The organism is Spirillospora sp. NPDC052269, from assembly GCF_040679435.1.
GTDB lineage: Bacteria > Actinomycetota > Actinomycetes > Streptosporangiales > Streptosporangiaceae > Spirillospora.
Genome location: NZ_JBFAUU010000010.1, coordinates 76,269 through 94,975, shown reverse-complemented (window position 1 = coordinate 94,975; position 18,707 = coordinate 76,269). Strand labels below are relative to the sequence as shown.

Genomic DNA, 18,707 nt, shown 5'->3' with positions numbered 1-18,707 from the left:
AGAGGGCGCGTTTGGCGTCGCCTGGTTGGATTGGAGGCATGAGCCAGGCGACGACGGCAGGCTATGACGCGCTGCTGCTGATGTCGTTCGGCGGCCCGGAGGGCCCCGACGATGTGATCCCCTTCTTGGAGAACGTCACGCGCGGGAAGGGGATCCCGCGCGAGCGGCTCGCGAAGGTCGGTGAGCACTACCACCTGTTCGGCGGCGTCAGCCCGATCAACGCGCAGTGCCGCGCCCTCAGGGCCGCGATCGAGGCGGACTTCGCCGAGCACGGCCTCGCGGACGTCCCGGTCTACTGGGGCAACCGCAACTGGGACCCCTACCTCGCCGACACCGTCCGGCAGATGAAGGCGGACGGGATCCAGCGGGCCGCCGCGTTCGTCACGTCCGCCTACGACGGGTACTCCTGCTGCGGCCAGTACGTGGAGGACATCGAGCGCGCGCGAGCCGAGGTCCCCGGCGCGCCCGAGATCGACAAACTGCGCGTCTACTACAACCACCCGGGCTTCGTGGAGCCGTTCATCGAGGCCACCCGCGCCGCCCTGGACGATCTTCCCGAGGATGTCAGGGACGGCGCGCACCTGGTGTTCAGCGCGCACAGCGTCCCGCTCTCCCAGCCGGGCCGCGAGCTGTACCAGGCCCAGCTGGAGGACATCTCCGCCCACGTCGCCGAGCACGCCGCCCCCGGACGGCCCTGGAAGCTCGTCTACCAGAGCCGCAGCGGCCGTCCCACCCAGCCGTGGCTCGAGCCCGACATCGGCGACCACCTGGAGGCCCTGGACGCCGAGGGCGTCAAGGCCGTGGTGAACGTCCCGATCGGGTTCGTCTCCGACCACATGGAGGTCAAGTACGACCTCGACGTGGAGGCGACCAAGCTCGCCGAGAAGCTCGGCCTGGCCTTCCGGCGCGCCGCCACCCCCGGCACCCACCCCCGATTCGTCGCCATGGTCCGCGAGCTGGTCCAGGAGCGCGCAGGGACGGACCGTCCCGCGCTCGGCTCGCTCGGCCCCCGTCCCGACACCTGTGGAGAATGCCGATGACCGCCCCCTCCGAACTGCTGGAACTCGCGCTCGAGACGGCCCGCGAGGCCGCGCGCATGCTGGTGGACAAGCGGCCCGCCGACCTCGGCGTCGCCGCCACCAAGTCCAGCCCCACCGACGTGGTCACCGAGATGGACCGGACGTCCGAGCGGCTGATCACCGAGCGGATCCTCGCCGCCCGGCCGCGGGACGCGTTCCTCGGCGAGGAGGGCGGCTCCACCGGCGGCGACAGCGGCGTCCGCTGGGTCGTGGACCCGATCGACGGCACCGTGAACTACCTCTACGGCCTGCCCGACTGGGCGGTCAGCATCGCCGCCGAGGTGGACGGCGTGGCCGTCGCCGGGGTCGTGGAGATCCCGAACCGGGGCGAGACCTACACCGCCGTCCGGGGCGGGGGAGCGCTGCTGCACACCGCGTCCGGCGTCCGCGAGCTGCGGGTCAACGCCGGCGTCCCGCTGGACCGGGCCCTGGTCTCCACCGGCTTCGGCTACTTTCCCGAGCGCCGTGCCCACCAGGCCGAGGTGCTGACCACGGTCCTCCCGCGCGTGCGCGACATCCGGCGCGGCGGCTCGTGTTGCGTGGACCTCTGCTCCCTGGCCGCCGGACGGATCGACGCCTACTACGAGCGCGGCGTCCAGGCCTGGGACGTCGCGGCGGGGGCGCTGATCGTCGAGGAGGCCGGCGGACGCGTCCAGGGGCTCGCTGGGGCGCCTGTCAGCCCTGAGCTGTGCATCGCCGCGTCCCCGGACCTGTTCGACGCCCTGCACGCCGTTCTGGAGCCCCTGGACCCGGCCAGGGACTGACCGGAGGGCGGGAACGCGGCAGGCCCCGGACGCTATGGGTCGTCCGGGGCCTTCGTGCGTTCACGCAGCGGGGGGCTGGTCGCGCCGGTGCTAGTCGCACCGGGGCGCGTCGACGCCGATGTCGTTGTTCGCTGCGATCCGGCGCAGTTCCTTGATCTCCTCCTGGCGTATGTCCACCAGGTAGACGTCACCTTCTGCGTGGGCGTGGCGCAGCGACTCGTAAGCGTTGTCGAGACGCTGCTGGATCTGACGTGACAGCTCGCCCATGGGCCTCCTCCCGGATCTGACCGTGCCTACCCACGCCTACGCTGGACTCAAACCTGTTTCCAGGCGCGAGTTCGCCGTGTGGCGGGCGGCGGCACGGCCGCCGGACCCGCGACCCCTTACGAGGCTCTTACGAGCTCTGTGGCATACCGGAGGGGTAAGGCGAGGGCGCTGAGCCAAGGGGGATGTACGTGAGGGTTCTGGTCGTCGAGGACGAGCGGGTGCTCGCCGACGCCATCGCCACGGGCCTGCGCCGGGAGGCGCTGGCGGTGGACGTGGCCTATGACGGCGCGGGCGCGCTGGAGCGCACCGGCGTCAACGAGTACGACGTGGTCGTCCTCGATCGCGACCTGCCCAAGGTGCACGGCGACGACGTGTGCAGGCAGCTGGTCTCCGACCGGTATCCGGCCCGCATCCTGATGCTGACGGCGGCGGGCGAGCTCGACCAGCGCGTCGAGGGCCTGTCGATCGGGGCGGACGACTACCTGCCGAAGCCGTTCGCGTTCACCGAGCTGGTCGCCCGGGTCCGGGCGCTCGGACGGCGCGCGTCGGCGCCGCTGCCGCCCGTCCTGGAGCGTTCGGGGATCACGCTCGACCCGTCCCGGCGCGAGGTCACCCGCGACGGGCGGCCGATCGAGCTGACCCGCAAGGAGTTCGCCGTCCTGGAGGTGCTGATGGGCGCCGAGGGCGCCGTGGTCAGCTCCGAGCAGCTGCTCGAGAAGGCGTGGGACGAGCACATCGACCCGTTCACCAACGTGGTCCGGGTCACGATGATGACCCTGCGCAAGAAGCTCGGCGACCCGCCCGTCATCGAGACCGTCCCGGGTGTGGGGTACCGGCTGTGAGCGCGCCCGAACCCACCTCGAACGACCTGCCCGAGCCCGGTTCCGGTTCCGATTCCGGCTCCGGAGACGGCAAGAGGATCCCGGACGAGGCCCGGGGCAAGTCGAGCGACAAGGCCCGCGACAAGGCCCGCGACAAGGCCCGCGACAAGGCGATGGACGGCTCGCCCGTAGACCCGGGGCGGAACGGCGAGCCCTCGCCCGTGCGGCCCTCGGTGACGCCGCCCGGCGCGTCGGCCGGACGTCCCCCGGGGCAGAACGGCGGGCCTTCGGGGCCGTCCGACACCGGGCCCGGCGGGCAGGTCGGCGTGGTCACGACCGGCTCGTTCGCCATGCCGGGGGAGAAGAACGGGGAGCCCAGGAACGGCGAGAGCTCGTCGCTGCTGTCCGACCTGCGGTCCCTGCCGAACCGGATCAGCGTCCGGCTGCGGCTGACCGTCCTGTACGGCGCGCTGTTCTTCCTGGCCGGGGTGCTGCTGCTGTTCGTCACCTACCTGCTGCTGCGGTCGGTGCTCGACTCGGTGTTCCCGGCCGGCACCGGCATCCGCTACCCGGACGGCAGCTACATCTCGTCCGAGGCGATCCGCGACCTGGCCATGCGGCGGATGCTGACCCGCTCGCTGCTGGCGCTGCTCGGCGTCGGGATCATCGCGGTCGTCATGGGCTACTTCGTGGCCGACCGGGCGCTGTCCCCGCTGCAGCGGGTCACCGCGACCGCCCGCCGCCTCTCCGAGTCCACCCTGCACGAGCGGATCGCGCTGGACGGCCCGGAGGACGAGATCAAGGAGCTCGCCGACACCTTCGACGCCATGCTGGAACGGCTCAGCGAGGCGTTCGACGCGCAACGCCGGTTCGTCGGCAACGCCTCGCACGAGCTGCGAACGCCCCTGGCGATCAACCGCACGCTGCTGGAGGTCGCGCTCACCGATCCGGACGCGTCCGACGACCTGAGGACGGTCGGCAAGACGCTGCTGGCCAACAACGCCCGGCACGAGCGGCTGATCGAGGGCCTGCTGCTGCTCGCCCGCAGCGAGCGCGAGCTGACCACCCGCACCCCGACCGACCTGTCGGAGGTCGCGGCGACCGTGCTGACGAACGTCGCGCGCCGCGAGCAGCCGAACGAGGTCACGGTGCACCGCGAGCTGACCCCGGGCACCACCCTCGGCGACCCGGTCCTGCTGGAGCACCTGGTGAGCAACCTGGTGGACAACGCGATCAAGCACAACTCCGACGGCGGCGAGGTCTGGATCCGCTCCGGCGTGCTGTCGGGGTACGCGACCGTCCAGGTGGAGAACACCGGCCCGCTCGTGCCCGCGTACGAGATCGAGCGGCTGTTCGAGCCGTTCCGGCGGCTGAACGCCGACCGGCTGGAGTCCGCCAAGGGCGCGGGCCTGGGGCTGTCGATCGTCCGCTCGGTGGTGCTGGCCCACCGCGGCCGCGTCTACGCCGCGCCCAGGCAGGGCGGCGGCCTGGTGATCACGGTCCGGCTGCCCCTCGCCTGAGCGCGCGGGGGCGGCCGGCACGGAACGGCGAGGGGCGGTGATCCGGCGGGGGCCGGATCACCGCCCCTCGTGCGTGGACGGAGCCGATCGGCCGCTCGGCGGCCGATCAGCCGTTGATCACCTGCTGACGGTGCCGAGCGCGTCCGGGCTGGTGTCGGAGAGGCTCGGCCGCCAGTCCCAGCGGATCGTCTTGAGTGACAGGACGTCCCCGCTGGTCGGGTAGAAGGTCACGTACCCGGCCGCGCACTTGTCCCCTTGGTTGATCATCGGGGTCTCCCGGAAGACCGCCTTGCCGGAGGCGGCAGAGCCGGAGATCGCCGTCAGCTTCGTGATGCAGGTGTCCTTGCCGTCCGGGTAGGTGTAGGTGGCCGTCCCGTACGTGTAGACGAGCGCGAACTTCGCGTTGAAGTTCCTCCGGTTGGCGGCCTTCACCGCCGGCTGCTGCGCGGGACCCGTCCACACGCCGACCATGCCGGTGCTGGTCGACCCGCCGGACGAGGTCGGCGGGTCGTACGTCGGACCGCTGAGCGTCGGACGCGGCGTCGGGGTGTCCTTGGCGGCGAGGGCGATGGCCACGATGACGATGACCGCGATCAGGACGAGCACGCCGCAGCCGATGCCGATCACGAGCGGAGCGTTCGACCCGCCGGACTTCGGCGGCGGGCCGTAGGCAGGCGGCGCGGGACGGTTCGGCGGGCCGTAGGCGGGCGGGCGCTGCCCCTGCTGCTGCTGCTGCGGCGGCGCGCCCTGGTACATCGCCATCGGCGGGGGCGTGATCTGCGGCGACGGGGTGGCCGGCCCGGCGCCGCCCTGACCCGGATAGCCGCCCTGTCCCTGGTACCCGCCCTGCATCGGCATGGGCGGAGGGGTGATCTGGGGACCGCCGCCGTACGGCGACGAGAGCGGGACCGGCGGCGCGGGCGGGGCGTCCAGCCGCGCGGCGATCCGGGTGCCCTGGTCGAGCAGCGCGTCGCCGCCCATCGCGCCGGCCGGGGTCGCGTTGACCGACTGGAGCAGCTGCAGCAGCAGCTGCGGCGCGGGCGGGCGCAGCCCGGCGTCCTTGGACAGGGCGCGCTGCACCATGTCGCGGACGGGCCCGGCGGGCACGCCGGACAGGTCCGGCTCCTCGTTGAGGATCCGGTTGATGATCACCGGCAGCGTCTCCGCCTCGAACGGGGACGTCCCGGTCGCGGCGAACACCATGGTCGCGCCCCAGGCGAAGATGTCCACCGCGGGCGTGAGCGGCGCGCCGGTGAGCTGCTCGGGCGCCAGGTAGCCGGGGGTGCCGACGACCATGCCCGTCGCGGTGACCGCGCTCTCCTGGGAGTTCACGGTGCGGGCGATGCCGAAGTCCACCACGCGCGGGCCGTCGCTCGCCAGCATGACGTTGTTCGGCTTGAAGTCGCGGTGCACGATCCCGGCCTCGTGGATCGCGGCGAGCGCGGTCGCGGTGCCGATCGCGAGCAGCAGCAGGTCCTCGGCGCTCATCCGGCCGCTGTGCGCGATCACGTCGTGCAGCGACGGCCCGTCGATGAACTCGCTGATCACATAGGGCTGGTCGGCCTCGACGTCGAAGTCGTAGACGCGGGCGGTGCACTGCGGGTCGACCTTGGAGGCCGCGGTGACCTCGCGGGCGAACCGCGCCCGAGCCGCCTTGTCGCTCGCCATCTGCGTGTGCAGCAGCTTGACGGCGACGTATTCCCCCGCCGGGGTGCGGCCGAGGAAGACCGCGCCCTGGCCGCCTGCCCCGAGCCGCCCGACGACCTCGTACTGTCCCAGTGCCCGCGGATCGCCCGGCTCCAGCGGAGCGGCTTCCGGCATCAGACCTCCCGTGACCCGCTTGTGTTGTGTGGCGCTGCACGATATCGCGTTAGGTCAGACGTTTCATCGACACGTTGGGTTCAGTGCCTGATCGCGGCATTCCTGGCGATATGCGGGACGGGTGGGGGTCTTGGGGGCCGGGTGTGTGAACCGGGGCGCGACCGGGTACCCGAGCGGTCCCGGAGGCCTTCGGGAGACGCGCCGGGCGCGCGCGGGGGCGGTCGGTGCGCGAGTGGGCGCGGAGAAGGATATGATCCGGCCGCCGTTGTTGCGCCCCGGGCGTCACGGCTCTGTTTCGCAGCGTGGCACCCGGCGGGTGGGTGACGTGCGCCACATCTTCGCGGTCCGGGACGGGTGATCGGTGTCACTCGTGAGAACGGTCGCGCCTCGTGTGGCACAGCTCACTGCCCGTGACAGAATTTCCCGCCCGGATCGGGCACAAGAACGGCCCCCCGAGCGTTAGATCCGCGCGACGGGGCGCATAAAGCATCGAGGGGGATGGAGACGAAGATGGCGACCGATTACGACAGCCCACGCAAGACCGACGACGACCTGAACGAGGACAGCCTTCAGGAACTTCAGGCTCGCCGCGCCGACAAGGCCGCGAGCATCATCGACGAGGACCTGGACGCCGGCGAGGTCGCCGAGCTGCCGGGCGCCGACCTGTCCAACGAGGAGCTGACCTTCCGGGTCGTTCCCCGGCAGGCCGACGAGTTCACGTGCACCCGGTGCTTCCTGGTGCACCACCGCAGCCAGCTGGCCACCGAGAAGAACGGCCAGCCGATCTGCCGTGAGTGCGCGGCCTGACGGACGGCCCGTTCCTCGACGGCCCGTTCCAGGGCCCGATCCCCGGCCCGGTCCCGGCCTGAACCACGGGCCGGCCGACAGGGCAGTTCCGATCCACGGGAGCCGCTGGTGAACGAGGTTCCGGAAGTCAACGAGCGGCGCGGTCCCTCCGGGGACCCCGCCGCCGCACCCGTGCCGGGCGCGGCCTCCGCCGCGCCGGGCGCACACCCGTCCTCTTCCGCGTCGCCGCACGTGCCGGGCCCCACGCCCGGCCGCGAGCGCGACGCCACGCCGGGTGGGACGTCCGACGCGACGTCCTCCGCCATGCCCGGCGACACGTCCGAAGGCACGTTCGGGGACGCCTCCGGCGTCCTGCCCGAGGGCACATCGAGTGCCCGGCCCGAGGGCACCTCCGGTGCCGTGTCCGGCGGCGCGTCCGATGCCGCGTCCGGCGGAGCTCCCGGCGGCACCTTCGACACCACCCCGGGCGGGACGCCCGGGCCGGACGGTCCGGGGACCGACCGGGAGATCGGGGAGCTGGTCGGCCGGCTCGCCGCCGACGAGGGGATGGACCGCGAGACCCGCGGACGCCTGCTCGCGCGGCTCGCCAGGCTCCTCGCGGGAAGCGCCCGCGCCGCGGGCGCCACGGGCGTCGCCCGCGGCCGCTGGCTGGCCGACCTGTTCACCGCCGTCCTCCCGCACGTGCCGATCCGCGACCGGGCCACCCTGGTGGCCCACCACCGCGGCCTCACCGGCGAGGCCCTCGCCGACAACATGGTCAAGGTCGCCGCGAACGCCACCACCGCCGTGGGCGCGGCGGGCGGGGCCCTGGCGGCCGTCGAGTTCGCCGCGCCTCCGCTGCTGCTGTCGGCCCCCGCGCAGCTGGCCGCCGAGACGCTGGTGGTCGCGGCGATCGAGGTGAAGATGATCGCCGAGCTGCACGAGGTCTACGACGTGCGGGTGCAGGGGTCCGGCACGCTCCGGGCCGCGCTGTTCGCGACGTCGTGGGCGCGCCAGCGCGGCCTCAACCCGCTGGAGGGCGGCTCGCTCACCGGCGCGCTCGGCGCGGCGTCCAAGGCGGCGCTGCGCAAGCGGCTGCTCCGCACCCTCGGACGCAGCCTGACCACGATGGGCCCGTTCCTGACCGGCGCCGCCGCCGGAGCCGCGCTCAACCGCACCGCCACCAAGAAGCTCGCCCAGGCCGTCCGCGGCGACCTGCGCAAGCTCGGCGCACCGGCCTCCGAGCTCCCCGGCGATCGCCCCGGCCTCCAGAACTGACCACCACCCCCAGGTCAAAGACGCGCAAAGAAAAGGACGGCCCGCCCGGCACCCCGGGCGGGCCGTCCTTTCACGTTCTCGGTCAGGCGAATTCGAGTTCGTCGGTGACGGAGTCGCGGCCGCAGAGCCACATGCCGAGGGCTTCGCGGGTGCCGCGGACGGTGGGGCCGTTCTTCGCGCTGGGCAGGGCGACCGGGTGGTGGCCGTCGGTCGGCTCCAGGCGGTGCCGCAGCACCCGCCGGTTCAGGAACATGCTGAGCTGGAGGCCCTCGCGGAAGATCGCGGAGGCGGTCCCGTCCGGGACGTTCCGGGTGAGACCGAGGCCGCGCAGGACGTCCTGGTGGTGGACGCCGAGGTCGCCGAGCAGGATCGGCGCGGCGATGCGGCTGGTGGTGCTGGGCTGGTCGGCCCAGTGCCGGGCCCACTCCATCAGGCGGTCGCGGGAGACCGCGCGGGCCCGGTCGGCCTGCGCCTGGTTGGCGTCGTTGACCTTCGGGCCGAACGGCAGGTACGAGGTGAGGAAGTAGTCGAGCCCGATCACGTGGCCGAGGACGTCGCGCGGGGCCCATTCGCTGCACAGGGTCGTCCCGGCGTCGAAGTCGTCGTCGGACAGGCCGGAAAGCGTCTCGATCAGCCGGAAGCGCTCGGCGCGCAGCTCGTCCTCGAAGGGCAGGCGGATCCGGTCCAGCAGCATCGTGGTCGATCCCTTCGTCGCCGGGGGACCGACCACGATACTGGACGGTTCGTCCAATGCCCCGCCGGGGCCCGCGTCAGGACTCGGCGCGCAGCTGGGCGGGCAGCTCGCCGGTGCCCTTGGACCACTGCCTGGCCGCCGCGCGGGTGGCGAGCAGCCGCGCGACCTCCACGCCCACGCCCATGACGACGGCCCAGGCGACGGCCTCGGTGAGCGCGACCTCCGGCGACTCGGGGTTGGCCGGCGGCTCCTTGCCCGTGCTCTTCTTCCACGCCATCGTGATGGCCTTCTTGGCGGCGAAGCCGCCCGCGAAGGCCGCGGCCCCGGCCAGCACCCGCCAGCCGATGTCGCCCTTGTCCGCCATCGAAACCTCCCAGTTCCTCTTCTCGTCCGACGCTATCGGACCCGCCCCGGCCCAAGAGCGCCGCAGGCCGCGGTGCGGCGCGCGGAAAACCGGACCGATCAGTTCGCGGTGGTCAATAGCATTGCGTCATGAACCTTCAGCCGCGTACACCGAGCGTCCCCTCCAAGCCCTCCCTGGACGGCCTGGAGGAGAAGTGGGTACGCCGCTGGGAGGACGACCGGACCTACCGGTTCGACCGGTCCCGTCCTGCGGACGAGGTCTACTCGATCGACACGCCGCCGCCCACGGTCAGCGGATCACTGCACGTCGGCCACGTGTTCTCCTACACCCACACCGACACGATCGCCCGGTACCGCCGCATGCGCGGTCAGGAGGTCTTCTACCCGATCGGATGGGACGACAACGGGTTGCCGACCGAGCGGCGCGTCCAGAACTACTTCGGCGTCCGGGGCGACGCGTCCCTGCCGTACGACCCCGCGTTCGAGCCGCCGGAGAAGCCGGACGCGAAGCGCCAGGTGGCGATCTCGCGCCGGAACTTCATCGAGCTGTGCGACCGGCTCACCGAGATCGACGAGAAGGCGTTCGAGGACACCTGGCGCCGCGTCGGCCTGTCGGTCGACTGGAGCCTGCTCTACACGACCATCGGCGAGGCCGCGCGGGCCGCGTCGCAGAAGGCGTTCCTGCGCAACCTGCGGCGGGGCGAGGCGTACCTGTCGGAGGCCCCGACCCTGTGGGACGTCACGTTCCGCACGGCCGTCGCGCAGGCCGAGCTGGAGGACCGCGAGCAGCCCGGCGCGTTCTACCGGCTGCGTTTCCACACGGGCGACCAGCTGCGTTTCCACGCGGGCGGCCGGCCCGTCCACATCGAGACGACGCGTCCGGAGCTGCTGCCCGCGTGCGTCGCGCTCGTCGCGCACCCGGACGACGAGCGGTACAAGGAGCTGTTCGGGACGACCGTCCGGACGCCGGTCTTCGGCGTCGAGGTCCCGGTCCTCGCGCACCGGCTGGCCGAGCCGGACAAGGGGTCCGGCATCGCGATGATCTGCACCTTCGGCGACGTCACCGACGTCGTCTGGTGGCGCGAGCTCGACCTGCCGACCCGCGCGGTCGTCGGCTGGGACGGCCGGTTCGTCGCCGAGCCGCCCGCCGGGGTCCCGGCGGAGACCTACGCGGAGCTGGCCGGGAAGACCGTCCACTCGGCGCGCGAGCGGATGCTCGAGCTGCTCGGCGAGTCCGGCGACCTTGCGGGCGAGCCCCGGAAGGTCGTCCGGGCGGTGAAGTTCTTCGAGAAGGGCTCCAAGCCGCTGGAGATCGTCACCACCCGGCAGTGGTACATCCGCAACGGCGGGCGCGGGCCGGAGCTGCGCGCCGAGCTGCTGGGGCGCGGCCGCGAGCTGGAGTGGTACCCGGGGTACATGCGCGCCCGGTACGAGAACTGGGTCGAGGGCCTGAACGGCGACTGGCTGATCTCCCGGCAGCGGTTCTACGGCGTCCCGATCCCGGTCTGGTACCGCCTGGACGAGTCGGGCGAACCGGTCTACGGCGAGCCGATCGTCCCGGCCGAGGACACGCTGCCGGTCGACCCGGCGTCCGACGTCCCGCCCGGTTTCACCGAGGACCAGCGCGGCAAGCCGAACGGGTTCACCGGCGACCCGGACGTGATGGACACCTGGGCGACGTCCTCGCTGACCCCGCAGATCGCGGGCGGCTGGGAGCGCGACCCGGACCTGTTCTCCCGCGTCTTCCCCTACAGCCTGCGGCCGCAGGGGCACGACATCATCCGGACGTGGCTGTTCGCGACGGTCGTCCGCGCGCACCTGGAGAACGGGTCGCTGCCGTGGAAGGCCGCCGCGCTGGCCGGATGGATCCTGGACCCGGACCGCAAGAAGATGTCCAAGTCCAAGGGCAACGTCGTCACTCCGATCGGGCTGCTCCAGGAGTTCGGTTCGGACGCCGTCCGGTACTGGGCGGCGAGCGGCCGTCCGGGCACCGACACCGCGTTCGACACCGGGCAGATCAAGGTCGGCCGGCGGCTCGCGATCAAGATCCTGAACGCGTCGAAGTTCGTCCTGGGCTTCGCCGAGCAGCCGCTGGACGAGGACGTCGACACCGAGGCGATCTGGTACCCGGGCGACCTGGCGATGCTGGCCGCGCTGCGCGGGCTGGTCGCCGAGGCGACCGAGGCGTTCGAGGCCTACGACTACGCGCGGGCGCTGGAGCGCACCGAGCGGTTCTTCTGGCAGTTCTGCGACGACTACCTGGAGCTGGTCAAGCAGCGCGCGTACGGATCGGACGCGAAGGCGGCGTCCGCGCGGGCGGCGCTGAACCGGGCGCTGTCGGTGCTGCTGCGGCTGTTCGCGCCGTTCCTGCCGTTCGTGGCGGAGGAGGTCTGGTCGTGGTGGCAGGAGGGTTCGGTCCACCGCGCCTCCTGGCCGACGCAGGACGAGCTGCCGGACGGCGGCGACGCGTCCCTGCTGGACGTGGCGGCCGAGGCGCTGCGCCAGGTCCGCAAGGCCAAGTCGGACGCGAAGGTCTCGATGCGCACCGAGCTGTCGCGGGCGTCGGTCACGGGCGAGCGAGCCGGTGACCTCTCCGCGGTCTCGGACGACCTCCAGGCCGCAGGCCGCATCGCGGAACTGGACCTGGACGGCTCGTCCGAGGGGCCGCTCACGGTCGCGGTGACCTTCGCCGAGACCGACACCGCCCCATAGCCGCGGGGTGACCGAACGGGGTTCGGGCGCTAGCGTAAGCGCGTACTGACACGCGTGGCGGCGGCCTCGTCGGGCCGGGCGCCGCGCGGGTCGTGTCGTCCCCCGGGAGGAGCCGCCCCGTGACGGATCTCGACGAGTACCGGAGCCGGGCGCGCGCCTGGCTGGCGGAGCGCACGGCCGATCTGCCGCCCGATCCGGGCCTGGCGGAGTCGCGCGCGTTCATGGCAGACCTGTACGACGCGGGCCACGTGGGGATCACGTGGCCCGCCGAGTACGGCGGACGCGGGCTGACGGCGGCCGAGGAACGCGCGTTCCAGCAGGTCGCGGCTGATTTCCCGCTGCCGGTCTCGGTGTTCGGGATCGGCCTCGGCATGTGCGGGCCGACGCTGCTGTCGCTCGGCACCGAGGAGCAGAAGCGCCGGTACGTCCGGCCGCTGCTGCGCGGCGAGGAGATCTGGTGCCAGATGTTCTCCGAGCCGGGCGCGGGCTCGGACGTGGCGTCCCTGCAGACCCGCGCGGTGCGGGACGGCGACCACTGGATCGTGGACGGCCAGAAGGTGTGGACGTCGGTCGCGCGGCAGGCCGATCTCGGGCTGCTCATCGCGCGCACCGACCCGGACGTCCCCAAGCACCAGGGCATCACGATGTTCGTCATCGACATGCACGCCCCGGGCGTGGACGTCCGGCCGCTGCGGGACATGACGGGCGAGTCGCACTTCAACGAGATCTTCTTCACCGGCGTCCGCGTCCCGGCGGAGAACGTGGTCGGCGAGGTGAACGGCGGCTGGTCGGCGGCCGTGACGACCCTGCTGCACGAGCGGGTGTCGATCGGGATGGGGGCGACCCGCACCGAGCGTCCGGCGTCGTTCGCGGCGCTGCGCACCGCCGCCCGCGAGCGCGGCCTGCTCGGCGAGCCGGGCGTCCAGGACCTGCTGCTGGACCTCTACCTGCGTGAACGCGCCTTCGACCTGCTCAACGCGCGGATGTCGCAGGAGGTGAGGGCCGGGATCCAGCCGGGCGCGCGCGGCTCGGTGAGCAAGCTGCTCCTGGCCGACCTGACCCTCGGGAGCGCCGACCTGGCGAGCGAGATCCTCGGCCCGGAGTGCCTGACCGGGGACGTTCCGATCGCGCGGGCGCTCGCCTGGGCGCCGGGCATGGCGCTCGGCGGCGGCACCAACGAGATCATGCGGAACATCATCGGCGACCGGGTGCTCGGCCTGCCGCGCGAGCCGCAGGTCGACCGGAACATCCCGTTCAAGGCGCTGAAGGTCGGCACGCAGGCGAAGGAGGACGGCGAGTGAGGCTCATCCCGACCGAGGAGCAGCGGGAACTGGCCGCGACCGTGCGGTCCTTCCTGGCCGACCGAGTGCCGATGAGGCGGGTCCGCGAGATCGCCGAGTCGGACGAGCCGTACGACCGGACGGCCTGGACGCGGCTGTCGTCCGAGCTGGGACTGGCCGGGCTCGCGGTGCCGGAGGCCCACGGCGGCTCGGGAGCCGGGTTCGGCGAGGTCGCGGCCGTCCTGGAGGAGTTGGGCGCGGCGCTGACGCCCGTCCCGTACTTTTCAGCCGTTGTCGCGGCGTCGTTGCTGGTCACGCTGGACGCCAAGGATCTGCTGCCCGGCGTCGCGTCCGGGGAGACGGTCGCGGTCGTCGCGCTTCCCGACGGCTCCGACGGCTCCGACGGCTCCGGCGGTGAGGCGCCGGTGGGGCGGATCGTCGATCGGGGGGAGTGGGTGCTGGAGGGCGCGGTCGAGCGGGTCCCGGACGGGCCGTCCGCCGACCTGCTGCTCGTCGCCGCCTCGACCGGGGAGGGCCGCCGGGGCGTCTTCGCCGTCACGGCGGACGCGCCTGGCCTCACCGTGACGCCGCTGGCCTCGTTCGATCTGACCCGCCCGCAGGCGCGGGTCGAGCTGGGCGGGGCTCCGGCGCGGCTGCTCGGGATGAACGAAGCGGGCGCGGCGTCCGACGCGGGCGCGGCGATCGACCGGACGGCGGACGTCGCGCGCGTGCTGCTGGCCGCCGAACAGCTCGGCGGCATGCGGCGCTGCCTGGACGTGATCGTCGAGTACGCCAAGCTGCGCGTCCAGTTCGGGCGGTTCGTCGGGTCGTTCCAGGGGGTGAAGCACAAGCTGGCGGACATGCACTGCGTCCTCGAACAGGCCGAGTCGGTCGTCCGGTACGCGGTGTGGGCGGCGGACGAGGCGCCGGACGAACTCCCGGAGGCCGCCGCGTTCGCCGCGTCCTTCATGGGCCGCGCCCACTTCCAGGTCGCCAAGGACCACCTGCTCCTGCACGGCGGCATCGGGTTCACCTGGGAGCACGACGCGCATCTCCACTACAAGCGCGCCAAGGCGGACGAGCTCATGCTCGGCTCCCCGCGCGCGCACAGAGCGCGGCTCGCCGAGGCCTTGGGCCTGACCTAGGCGTTCACGCGTTCACGCGTTCACGCGCTCAGCCGCTCAGGCGTAGACGCAGTGCGTGCCGGTGAAGATGGTCGGCATGCACTTGTTGCAGTGGATGCAGAGGGAGGGCGTCGCGGGCTCGGCCTTGATCCGGTTGATCAGGTCGGGCTCGCGCAGCAGTGCCCGCGCCATCGCGACGAAGGCGAAGCCCTCGGTCATGGCCAGGTCCATCGTGGCGCGCTCGGTGATCCCGCCGAGCAGGACGAGCGGCAGGTCGAGGGCGTCCCGGAAGCGTCGCGCCGTCCCCAGCAGGAACGCCTCCTCGTACGGGTAGGCGCGGATGAACCGCTTCCCGACGAGCTGGACGCCGAGCCGCTGCGGCTGCGGGAACGTCGCGGCGAACTCCTTGACCGGCGCGTCCCCGCGGAACAGGTACATCGGGTTCAGCAGGGAGCTGCCCGCCGTGAGTTCGAGCGCGTCGACCGAACCGTCCTCTTCCAGCCACTTCGCGACCTGGACGCTCTCGTCCGGGCGGAGGCCGCCGCGGACGCCGTCGTCCATGTTCAGCTTGGCGAGGACGGCGACGCGGTCGCCCACCTCGTCCCGGACGGCCCGCGCCACGGCCCGCGCGACCCTCGCCCGGTTCTCCAGCGACCCGCCGAAGCGGTCCTCGCGCCGGTTGATCCGCGGACTGAGGAACGAGCTGGCGAAGTAGTTGTGGCCGAGGTGGATCTCCACGGCGTCGAAGCCCGCCTCGATCGCGAGCCGCGCGGCCGTCGCATGGGCGTCCGTGATGCGCTGGATGTCCTGTTCGGTCGCGCGCCGGGTCCTCTGCAGGCTCTGCGGGTTGAACATGCCGACCGGCGCGAGCGACGGCACCCGGTTGGAACGGCTGTTGGCGACCGGTCCAGCGTGTCCGATCTGCGCCGACACCGCCGCGCCCTCCGCGTGGACGGCGTCCGCGAGCCGCCGCAGCCCGGGGACGGCCTCGGGACGCATCCAGATCTGGTTCCGCTCGGTGCGTCCCTCGGGTTGGACGGCGCAGTACGCGACCGTCGTCATGCCGACGCCGCCCGCGGCGTGCCGCCGGTGGAACTCGACCAGGTCGTCCGAGACCAGCGCCCCCCGGCTCATCCCCTCGAACGTCGCGGCCTTGATGATCCGGTTGCGCAGGGTTAGCGGCCCCAGCCTCGCGGGCTCGAACACCTCGGGCACGGTCGTGGGCACGGTCGACTCCTCACAAGGTCGTCAGAAGGTCATCGCGGACGGGTGGCCGTCCGGGCGCATGGCCGCGTCGGTGCCGCCGTCCACGTACAGGACGGCGCCGGTGGTGAACCGCGCCTCGGGCCGGAGGAACTGGTGCACCCAGAACGCGATGTCCTCGGCCTCGCCGAAGACCCCGAGCGGCATCGGGGTGGGGAACTCGTCCGGGTCCTGCCCGGCCGCGTCGCCCAGGGAATCCGTCATCAGCGGCGTCAGCACCGCGCCGGGCGCGATCGCGTTGAGCAGGACGCCCTGTCGCGCCCATTCGGGGGTCACGGCCGTCCGCCGGACCCAGTGCGCGACGGCCAGCTTGGACGTCGTGTAGGCGGTGATGCTCGGCGCGAAGGCGAGGATCTCGGCGGGCATGGCGGCCTGACCCGCGCGGGCCCGGTCGCGCGCGCCGTCCTCGTCGCCCGCGAGGGCGAGCGCGGCCAGTTCGTCGTCCACGAGCGGGACGGTGCTGGCCGAGTTCGAGCTGATCACGACCGCGCGGCCCGCGCCGGACGCGGCGAGCGCCCCGCGCAGCCCGTCCAGCAGCACGACCGGGCCGAAGTAGTTGATCGACATGACCGCCGCGGCGTCCGGGACGCTCGGGCCGACCCCGGCGATCGCGGCGACGCCGTCGAGGCGTCCGCCGCTGAGGGAAAGGACCTCCTCGACCGCGTGGGCGCGTCCGCCGGGGGTGCCGAGGTCGGCGATCACGGACGCGTCGCGCAGGTCGACGCCGATGACGGTGTGCCCGGCCCGTTCCAGCAGCGCGGCGCTGGCCGCGCCCATCCCGGACGCCGATCCGGTGACGGCGAAGGTGCCCATGGCCCGCCCTTTCGGTATCAGTACGTGAAGGACAGGTGTTTGATGCCGTTGATGAAGTTCGAGTAGAGGCGGTCGGGTTCGCCCTCGGCGCGGATCGTCGGGACGCGCTCGAACAACTCGCGGAACATGACGGTGATCTCGCGCCGGGCCAGGTTCGCGCCGAGGCAGAAGTGCGGGCCGGGGCCGCCGAACCCGACGTGCGGGTTGGGGGAGCGCAGGATGTCGAAGCGGTCCGGCCGCTCGAAGACCGTCTCGTCCCGGTTCGCCGAGTTGTAGAAGAGCAGCACCTTGTCCCCGGCGCGGTACCGGTTGCCGTTCATCTCGTGGTCGCGGGTCAGCGTCCGGCGGAACTGGATCACCGGCGTCGCCATCCGGACGATCTCCTCGACCGCGCCCGCGATCCGGCCGTCGAAGTCGTCCAGCAGCAGCGCGCGCTGGTCGGGGTTGTCGGTGAGCAGCTTCAGTCCGTGCGCCATGGCGTTCCGGGTCGTCTCGTTGCCCGCCACCACCAGCAGGATGAAGAACGAGCCGATCTCCTGGTCGGTCAGGGACTCGCCGTCCACGTTCGCGGTGACCAGCGCGGACACCAGGTCGTCACCGGGCTCGCGGCGGCGGCGCCGGGCCAGCTTCATCGCCATGTGGTTCAGCTCGTACCCGGCCGCCAGCCCGGCGGCGAGTCCGTACAGGACGCCGCTGCGGGTGACCCCCGTCCGGAGGAACTCGCGTCCGCCGGTGTATTCGGGGTCGCCGATGCCGAGGATCACGTTCGTCCGGTCGTAGACCATCGCCCGGTCGGCCTCGGGGATGCCCATCATGTCGCAGATGACCTGCACCGGAAGGCGTGCGGCGACGTCGGTGACGAAGTCGCCCGGGGCCGGGCCGCGGGCGAGCAGGCCGTCCACGATGCGGCGGGCGCTCGCGCGCAGGTCCGCCTCGGTCCTGGCGAGGACGCGCGGGGTGAACGCCCGGGACACGATCCGGCGCAGCCGGGCGTGCCGCGGATCGTCCATGTTGATCATCGAGCCGAAGTAGCGGGCCAGGTATCCGGGCAGGTCGGCGATGCTGTTGGAGCACGGCTCGCTGCTGAACACCTCGGGCGTCCGGCTCGCCTCCACCACGTCCGCGTGCCGGACGAGCGCGTGGTAGCCCGCCCCGTGCCTGATGAACGGCAGCTTCAGCTCGCGGTAGAACCTCGGCCTGTCCAGCCGTCTGAGCTCGGCGAACGCCGCCTCGCGGGCGGCCGGGGGCCGGGCCCAGAAGGCGAGGTCGGACAGGTCGGCGTCGTGCGCGGTGGCCGTCGTCATCCAGCACCCCCGAAAACCCGAGTCGCGTTCGGTTCTCTCTATCGAACTCGGGTCCCGGGGGTCCCGTCAACAGGTCGCCGTCACCCGGCGGCCGCCTTCCCGCCCGCTCAGGCCGCGGGGGCGAGGACGGTGCGGCGAAGGACCGTCCGCTCCACGGCCGTCCAGGACGCGGACGTCAGCAGGTAGACGCCGGCCGCGAGCGGCACGAACGCCGCGAAGACCACCGTCCCGAGCGACAGCAGGCGCATCCACATGTTGGGCGCGTGCCGGGACGACCACCAGGCCACCGCCGCCAGCGCCACCAGCAGGCCCGCGAACACCAGCCCGGCGGGCGTGAACAGGCCCGCCCCGGCGACCGCGACGAGGTTCTGCCCGAGCGGCGCCGAGAACAGCGTGTGCGCGAGCAGGACGTTCTGGTGCCCGGCGACCACCGCCGACCGGAACAGCGTGTACATGACCATGAAGAACGGGAACTGGAGCACCATCGGGCCGAGGCCGGTCAGCGGCGACGCGCCCTCCCGCTCGTACAGCGCGGCCGTCTCCCGCCGCAGCCGCTCGGGGTCGCGCCGGTGCCGCTCGCGCAGCCGCGTCAGCTCCGGGACGAGCGCGGCGCGGGCCCGCTCGCCGCGCGCCGCCCGCACCGCGAGCGGCAGCAGCAGGGCCCGGACGGCCAGGGTGAACACGATGATCGCGAGGACGGCGGCGAGGCCGCCCGCGATCGGCTCGAAGACCAGGGTCAGCCCTTTGACCAGCGCATACGCGCCGTCCACGGGCATGTCGAACAGGGACAAGGCTTTTCTCCAAGGCTTGACGGGACG

Annotated in this window: 17 protein-coding genes; 9 read left to right on the top strand and 8 right to left on the bottom strand. The window is 72.7% G+C overall.

Annotated elements, in window-relative coordinates:
- Window positions 1-38: 38 nt before the first annotated feature.
- Both AB0L06_RS22355 and AB0L06_RS22350 read left to right on the top strand, forming a co-directional pair.
- Window positions 39-1,040 carry a ferrochelatase gene (locus AB0L06_RS22355; RefSeq protein WP_500232991.1) on the top strand — a complete coding sequence of 334 codons (1,002 nt, stop codon included), beginning with the start codon at window positions 39-41 and terminating at the stop codon, window positions 1,038-1,040.
- Window positions 1,037-1,843, top strand: coding sequence for an inositol monophosphatase family protein (locus tag AB0L06_RS22350; RefSeq protein ID WP_500232990.1), 807 nt, complete (start codon window positions 1,037-1,039; stop codon window positions 1,841-1,843). The genes AB0L06_RS22355 and AB0L06_RS22350 overlap by 4 nt, the downstream gene beginning before the upstream one ends.
- A 90-nt stretch (window positions 1,844-1,933) precedes the next feature.
- Here the strand turns inward: AB0L06_RS22350 and AB0L06_RS22345 are convergent, their stop codons facing one another.
- A complete protein-coding gene (locus AB0L06_RS22345) occupies window positions 1,934-2,110 on the bottom strand; it encodes a hypothetical protein (RefSeq protein WP_500232989.1) in 177 nt (58 codons plus the stop codon).
- 188 nt (window positions 2,111-2,298) lie between these two features.
- On the opposite strand from AB0L06_RS22345, the gene AB0L06_RS22340 reads away from it, so the two are divergent.
- Window positions 2,299-2,952, top strand: coding sequence for a response regulator transcription factor (locus tag AB0L06_RS22340; RefSeq protein ID WP_500232988.1), 654 nt, complete (start codon window positions 2,299-2,301; stop codon window positions 2,950-2,952).
- A gap of 152 nt (window positions 2,953-3,104) precedes the next feature.
- Window positions 3,105-4,451, top strand: coding sequence for a sensor histidine kinase (locus tag AB0L06_RS22335; protein ID WP_500233215.1), 1,347 nt, complete (start codon window positions 3,105-3,107; stop codon window positions 4,449-4,451).
- A 117-nt stretch (window positions 4,452-4,568) separates the two neighbouring features.
- Here AB0L06_RS22335 and AB0L06_RS22330 read toward each other — a convergent pair whose 3' ends face one another.
- Entirely contained in the window at window positions 4,569-6,272 is a 1,704-nt protein-coding gene (locus tag AB0L06_RS22330) for a serine/threonine-protein kinase (protein WP_500232987.1), read from the bottom strand.
- Window positions 6,273-6,782: 510 nt separating this feature from the next.
- Here AB0L06_RS22330 and AB0L06_RS22325 point away from each other — a divergent pair.
- A complete protein-coding gene (locus AB0L06_RS22325) occupies window positions 6,783-7,079 on the top strand; it encodes a DUF4193 domain-containing protein (RefSeq protein ID WP_131740700.1) in 297 nt (98 codons plus the stop codon).
- A gap of 108 nt (window positions 7,080-7,187) precedes the next feature.
- The gene (locus AB0L06_RS22320; RefSeq protein WP_500232986.1) at window positions 7,188-8,336 is read left to right on the top strand and encodes a hypothetical protein; all 1,149 of its coding nucleotides are present in this window, start codon (window positions 7,188-7,190) and stop codon (window positions 8,334-8,336) included.
- A gap of 82 nt (window positions 8,337-8,418) precedes the next feature.
- On the opposite strand, the gene AB0L06_RS22315 is transcribed toward AB0L06_RS22320, so the two are convergent.
- On the bottom strand, window positions 8,419-9,030 hold the full coding sequence (locus AB0L06_RS22315) for a maleylpyruvate isomerase family mycothiol-dependent enzyme (protein ID WP_500232985.1): 612 nt from the start codon (window positions 9,028-9,030) through the stop codon (window positions 8,419-8,421).
- Window positions 9,031-9,106: 76 nt separating this feature from the next.
- On the bottom strand, window positions 9,107-9,394 hold the full coding sequence (locus AB0L06_RS22310; RefSeq protein ID WP_500232984.1) for a DUF4235 domain-containing protein: 288 nt from the start codon (window positions 9,392-9,394) through the stop codon (window positions 9,107-9,109).
- Window positions 9,395-9,522: 128 nt separating this feature from the next.
- Between AB0L06_RS22310 and valS the strand changes: the two genes are divergently transcribed.
- From valS to AB0L06_RS22295, 3 genes are all read left to right on the top strand, one after another.
- Entirely contained in the window at window positions 9,523-12,105 is a 2,583-nt protein-coding gene (gene valS / locus AB0L06_RS22305; RefSeq protein WP_500232983.1) for a valine--tRNA ligase, read from the top strand.
- Window positions 12,106-12,224: 119 nt separating this feature from the next.
- Window positions 12,225-13,406: an acyl-CoA dehydrogenase family protein gene (locus tag AB0L06_RS22300; protein ID WP_500232982.1), complete on the top strand. Its 1,182-nt coding sequence runs from the start codon at window positions 12,225-12,227 to the stop codon at window positions 13,404-13,406.
- Window positions 13,403-14,530, top strand: a complete 1,128-nt coding sequence (locus tag AB0L06_RS22295; RefSeq protein WP_500232981.1) for an acyl-CoA dehydrogenase family protein — start codon at window positions 13,403-13,405, stop codon at window positions 14,528-14,530. Before AB0L06_RS22300 ends, AB0L06_RS22295 begins: the two co-directional genes overlap by 4 nt.
- Window positions 14,531-14,566: 36 nt before the next feature.
- Here AB0L06_RS22295 and AB0L06_RS22290 read toward each other — a convergent pair whose 3' ends face one another.
- From AB0L06_RS22290 to AB0L06_RS22275, 4 genes are all read right to left on the bottom strand, one after another.
- Complete coding sequence (locus AB0L06_RS22290) at window positions 14,567-15,736, bottom strand: NADH:flavin oxidoreductase (RefSeq protein WP_500232980.1); 1,170 nt, start codon at window positions 15,734-15,736, stop codon at window positions 14,567-14,569.
- A gap of 21 nt (window positions 15,737-15,757) precedes the next feature.
- Window positions 15,758-16,585 (bottom strand): SDR family oxidoreductase, encoded by an 828-nt coding sequence (locus AB0L06_RS22285; protein ID WP_500232979.1) that lies wholly within the window; start codon window positions 16,583-16,585, stop codon window positions 15,758-15,760.
- Window positions 16,586-16,602: 17 nt separating this feature from the next.
- Entirely contained in the window at window positions 16,603-17,889 is a 1,287-nt protein-coding gene (locus tag AB0L06_RS22280; RefSeq protein WP_500232978.1) for a cytochrome P450, read from the bottom strand.
- 107 nt (window positions 17,890-17,996) lie between these two features.
- A complete protein-coding gene (locus tag AB0L06_RS22275) occupies window positions 17,997-18,680 on the bottom strand; it encodes a YidC/Oxa1 family membrane protein insertase (RefSeq protein WP_500232977.1) in 684 nt (227 codons plus the stop codon).
- Window positions 18,681-18,707: the final 27 nt, after the last annotated feature.

What these genes read in the sequence shown, in the direction of transcription:
- AB0L06_RS22355 (WP_500232991.1), top strand. Translation starts at nt 39, where the DNA reads ATGAGCCAGGCGACGACGGCAGGCTATGACGCGCTGCTGCTGATGTCG.
- AB0L06_RS22350 (WP_500232990.1), top strand. Translation starts at nt 1,037, where the DNA reads ATGACCGCCCCCTCCGAACTGCTGGAACTCGCGCTCGAGACGGCCCGC.
- AB0L06_RS22345 (WP_500232989.1), bottom strand. Translation starts at nt 2,110, where the DNA reads ATGGGCGAGCTGTCACGTCAGATCCAGCAGCGTCTCGACAACGCTTAC.
- AB0L06_RS22335 (WP_500233215.1), top strand. Translation starts at nt 3,105, where the DNA reads ATGGACGGCTCGCCCGTAGACCCGGGGCGGAACGGCGAGCCCTCGCCC.
- AB0L06_RS22330 (WP_500232987.1), bottom strand. Translation starts at nt 6,272, where the DNA reads ATGCCGGAAGCCGCTCCGCTGGAGCCGGGCGATCCGCGGGCACTGGGA.
- AB0L06_RS22325 (WP_131740700.1), top strand. Translation starts at nt 6,783, where the DNA reads ATGGCGACCGATTACGACAGCCCACGCAAGACCGACGACGACCTGAAC.
- AB0L06_RS22315 (WP_500232985.1), bottom strand. Translation starts at nt 9,030, where the DNA reads ATGCTGCTGGACCGGATCCGCCTGCCCTTCGAGGACGAGCTGCGCGCC.
- AB0L06_RS22310 (WP_500232984.1), bottom strand. Translation starts at nt 9,394, where the DNA reads ATGGCGGACAAGGGCGACATCGGCTGGCGGGTGCTGGCCGGGGCCGCG.
- valS (WP_500232983.1), top strand. Translation starts at nt 9,523, where the DNA reads ATGAACCTTCAGCCGCGTACACCGAGCGTCCCCTCCAAGCCCTCCCTG.
- AB0L06_RS22285 (WP_500232979.1), bottom strand. Translation starts at nt 16,585, where the DNA reads ATGGGCACCTTCGCCGTCACCGGATCGGCGTCCGGGATGGGCGCGGCC.
- AB0L06_RS22280 (WP_500232978.1), bottom strand. Translation starts at nt 17,889, where the DNA reads ATGACGACGGCCACCGCGCACGACGCCGACCTGTCCGACCTCGCCTTC.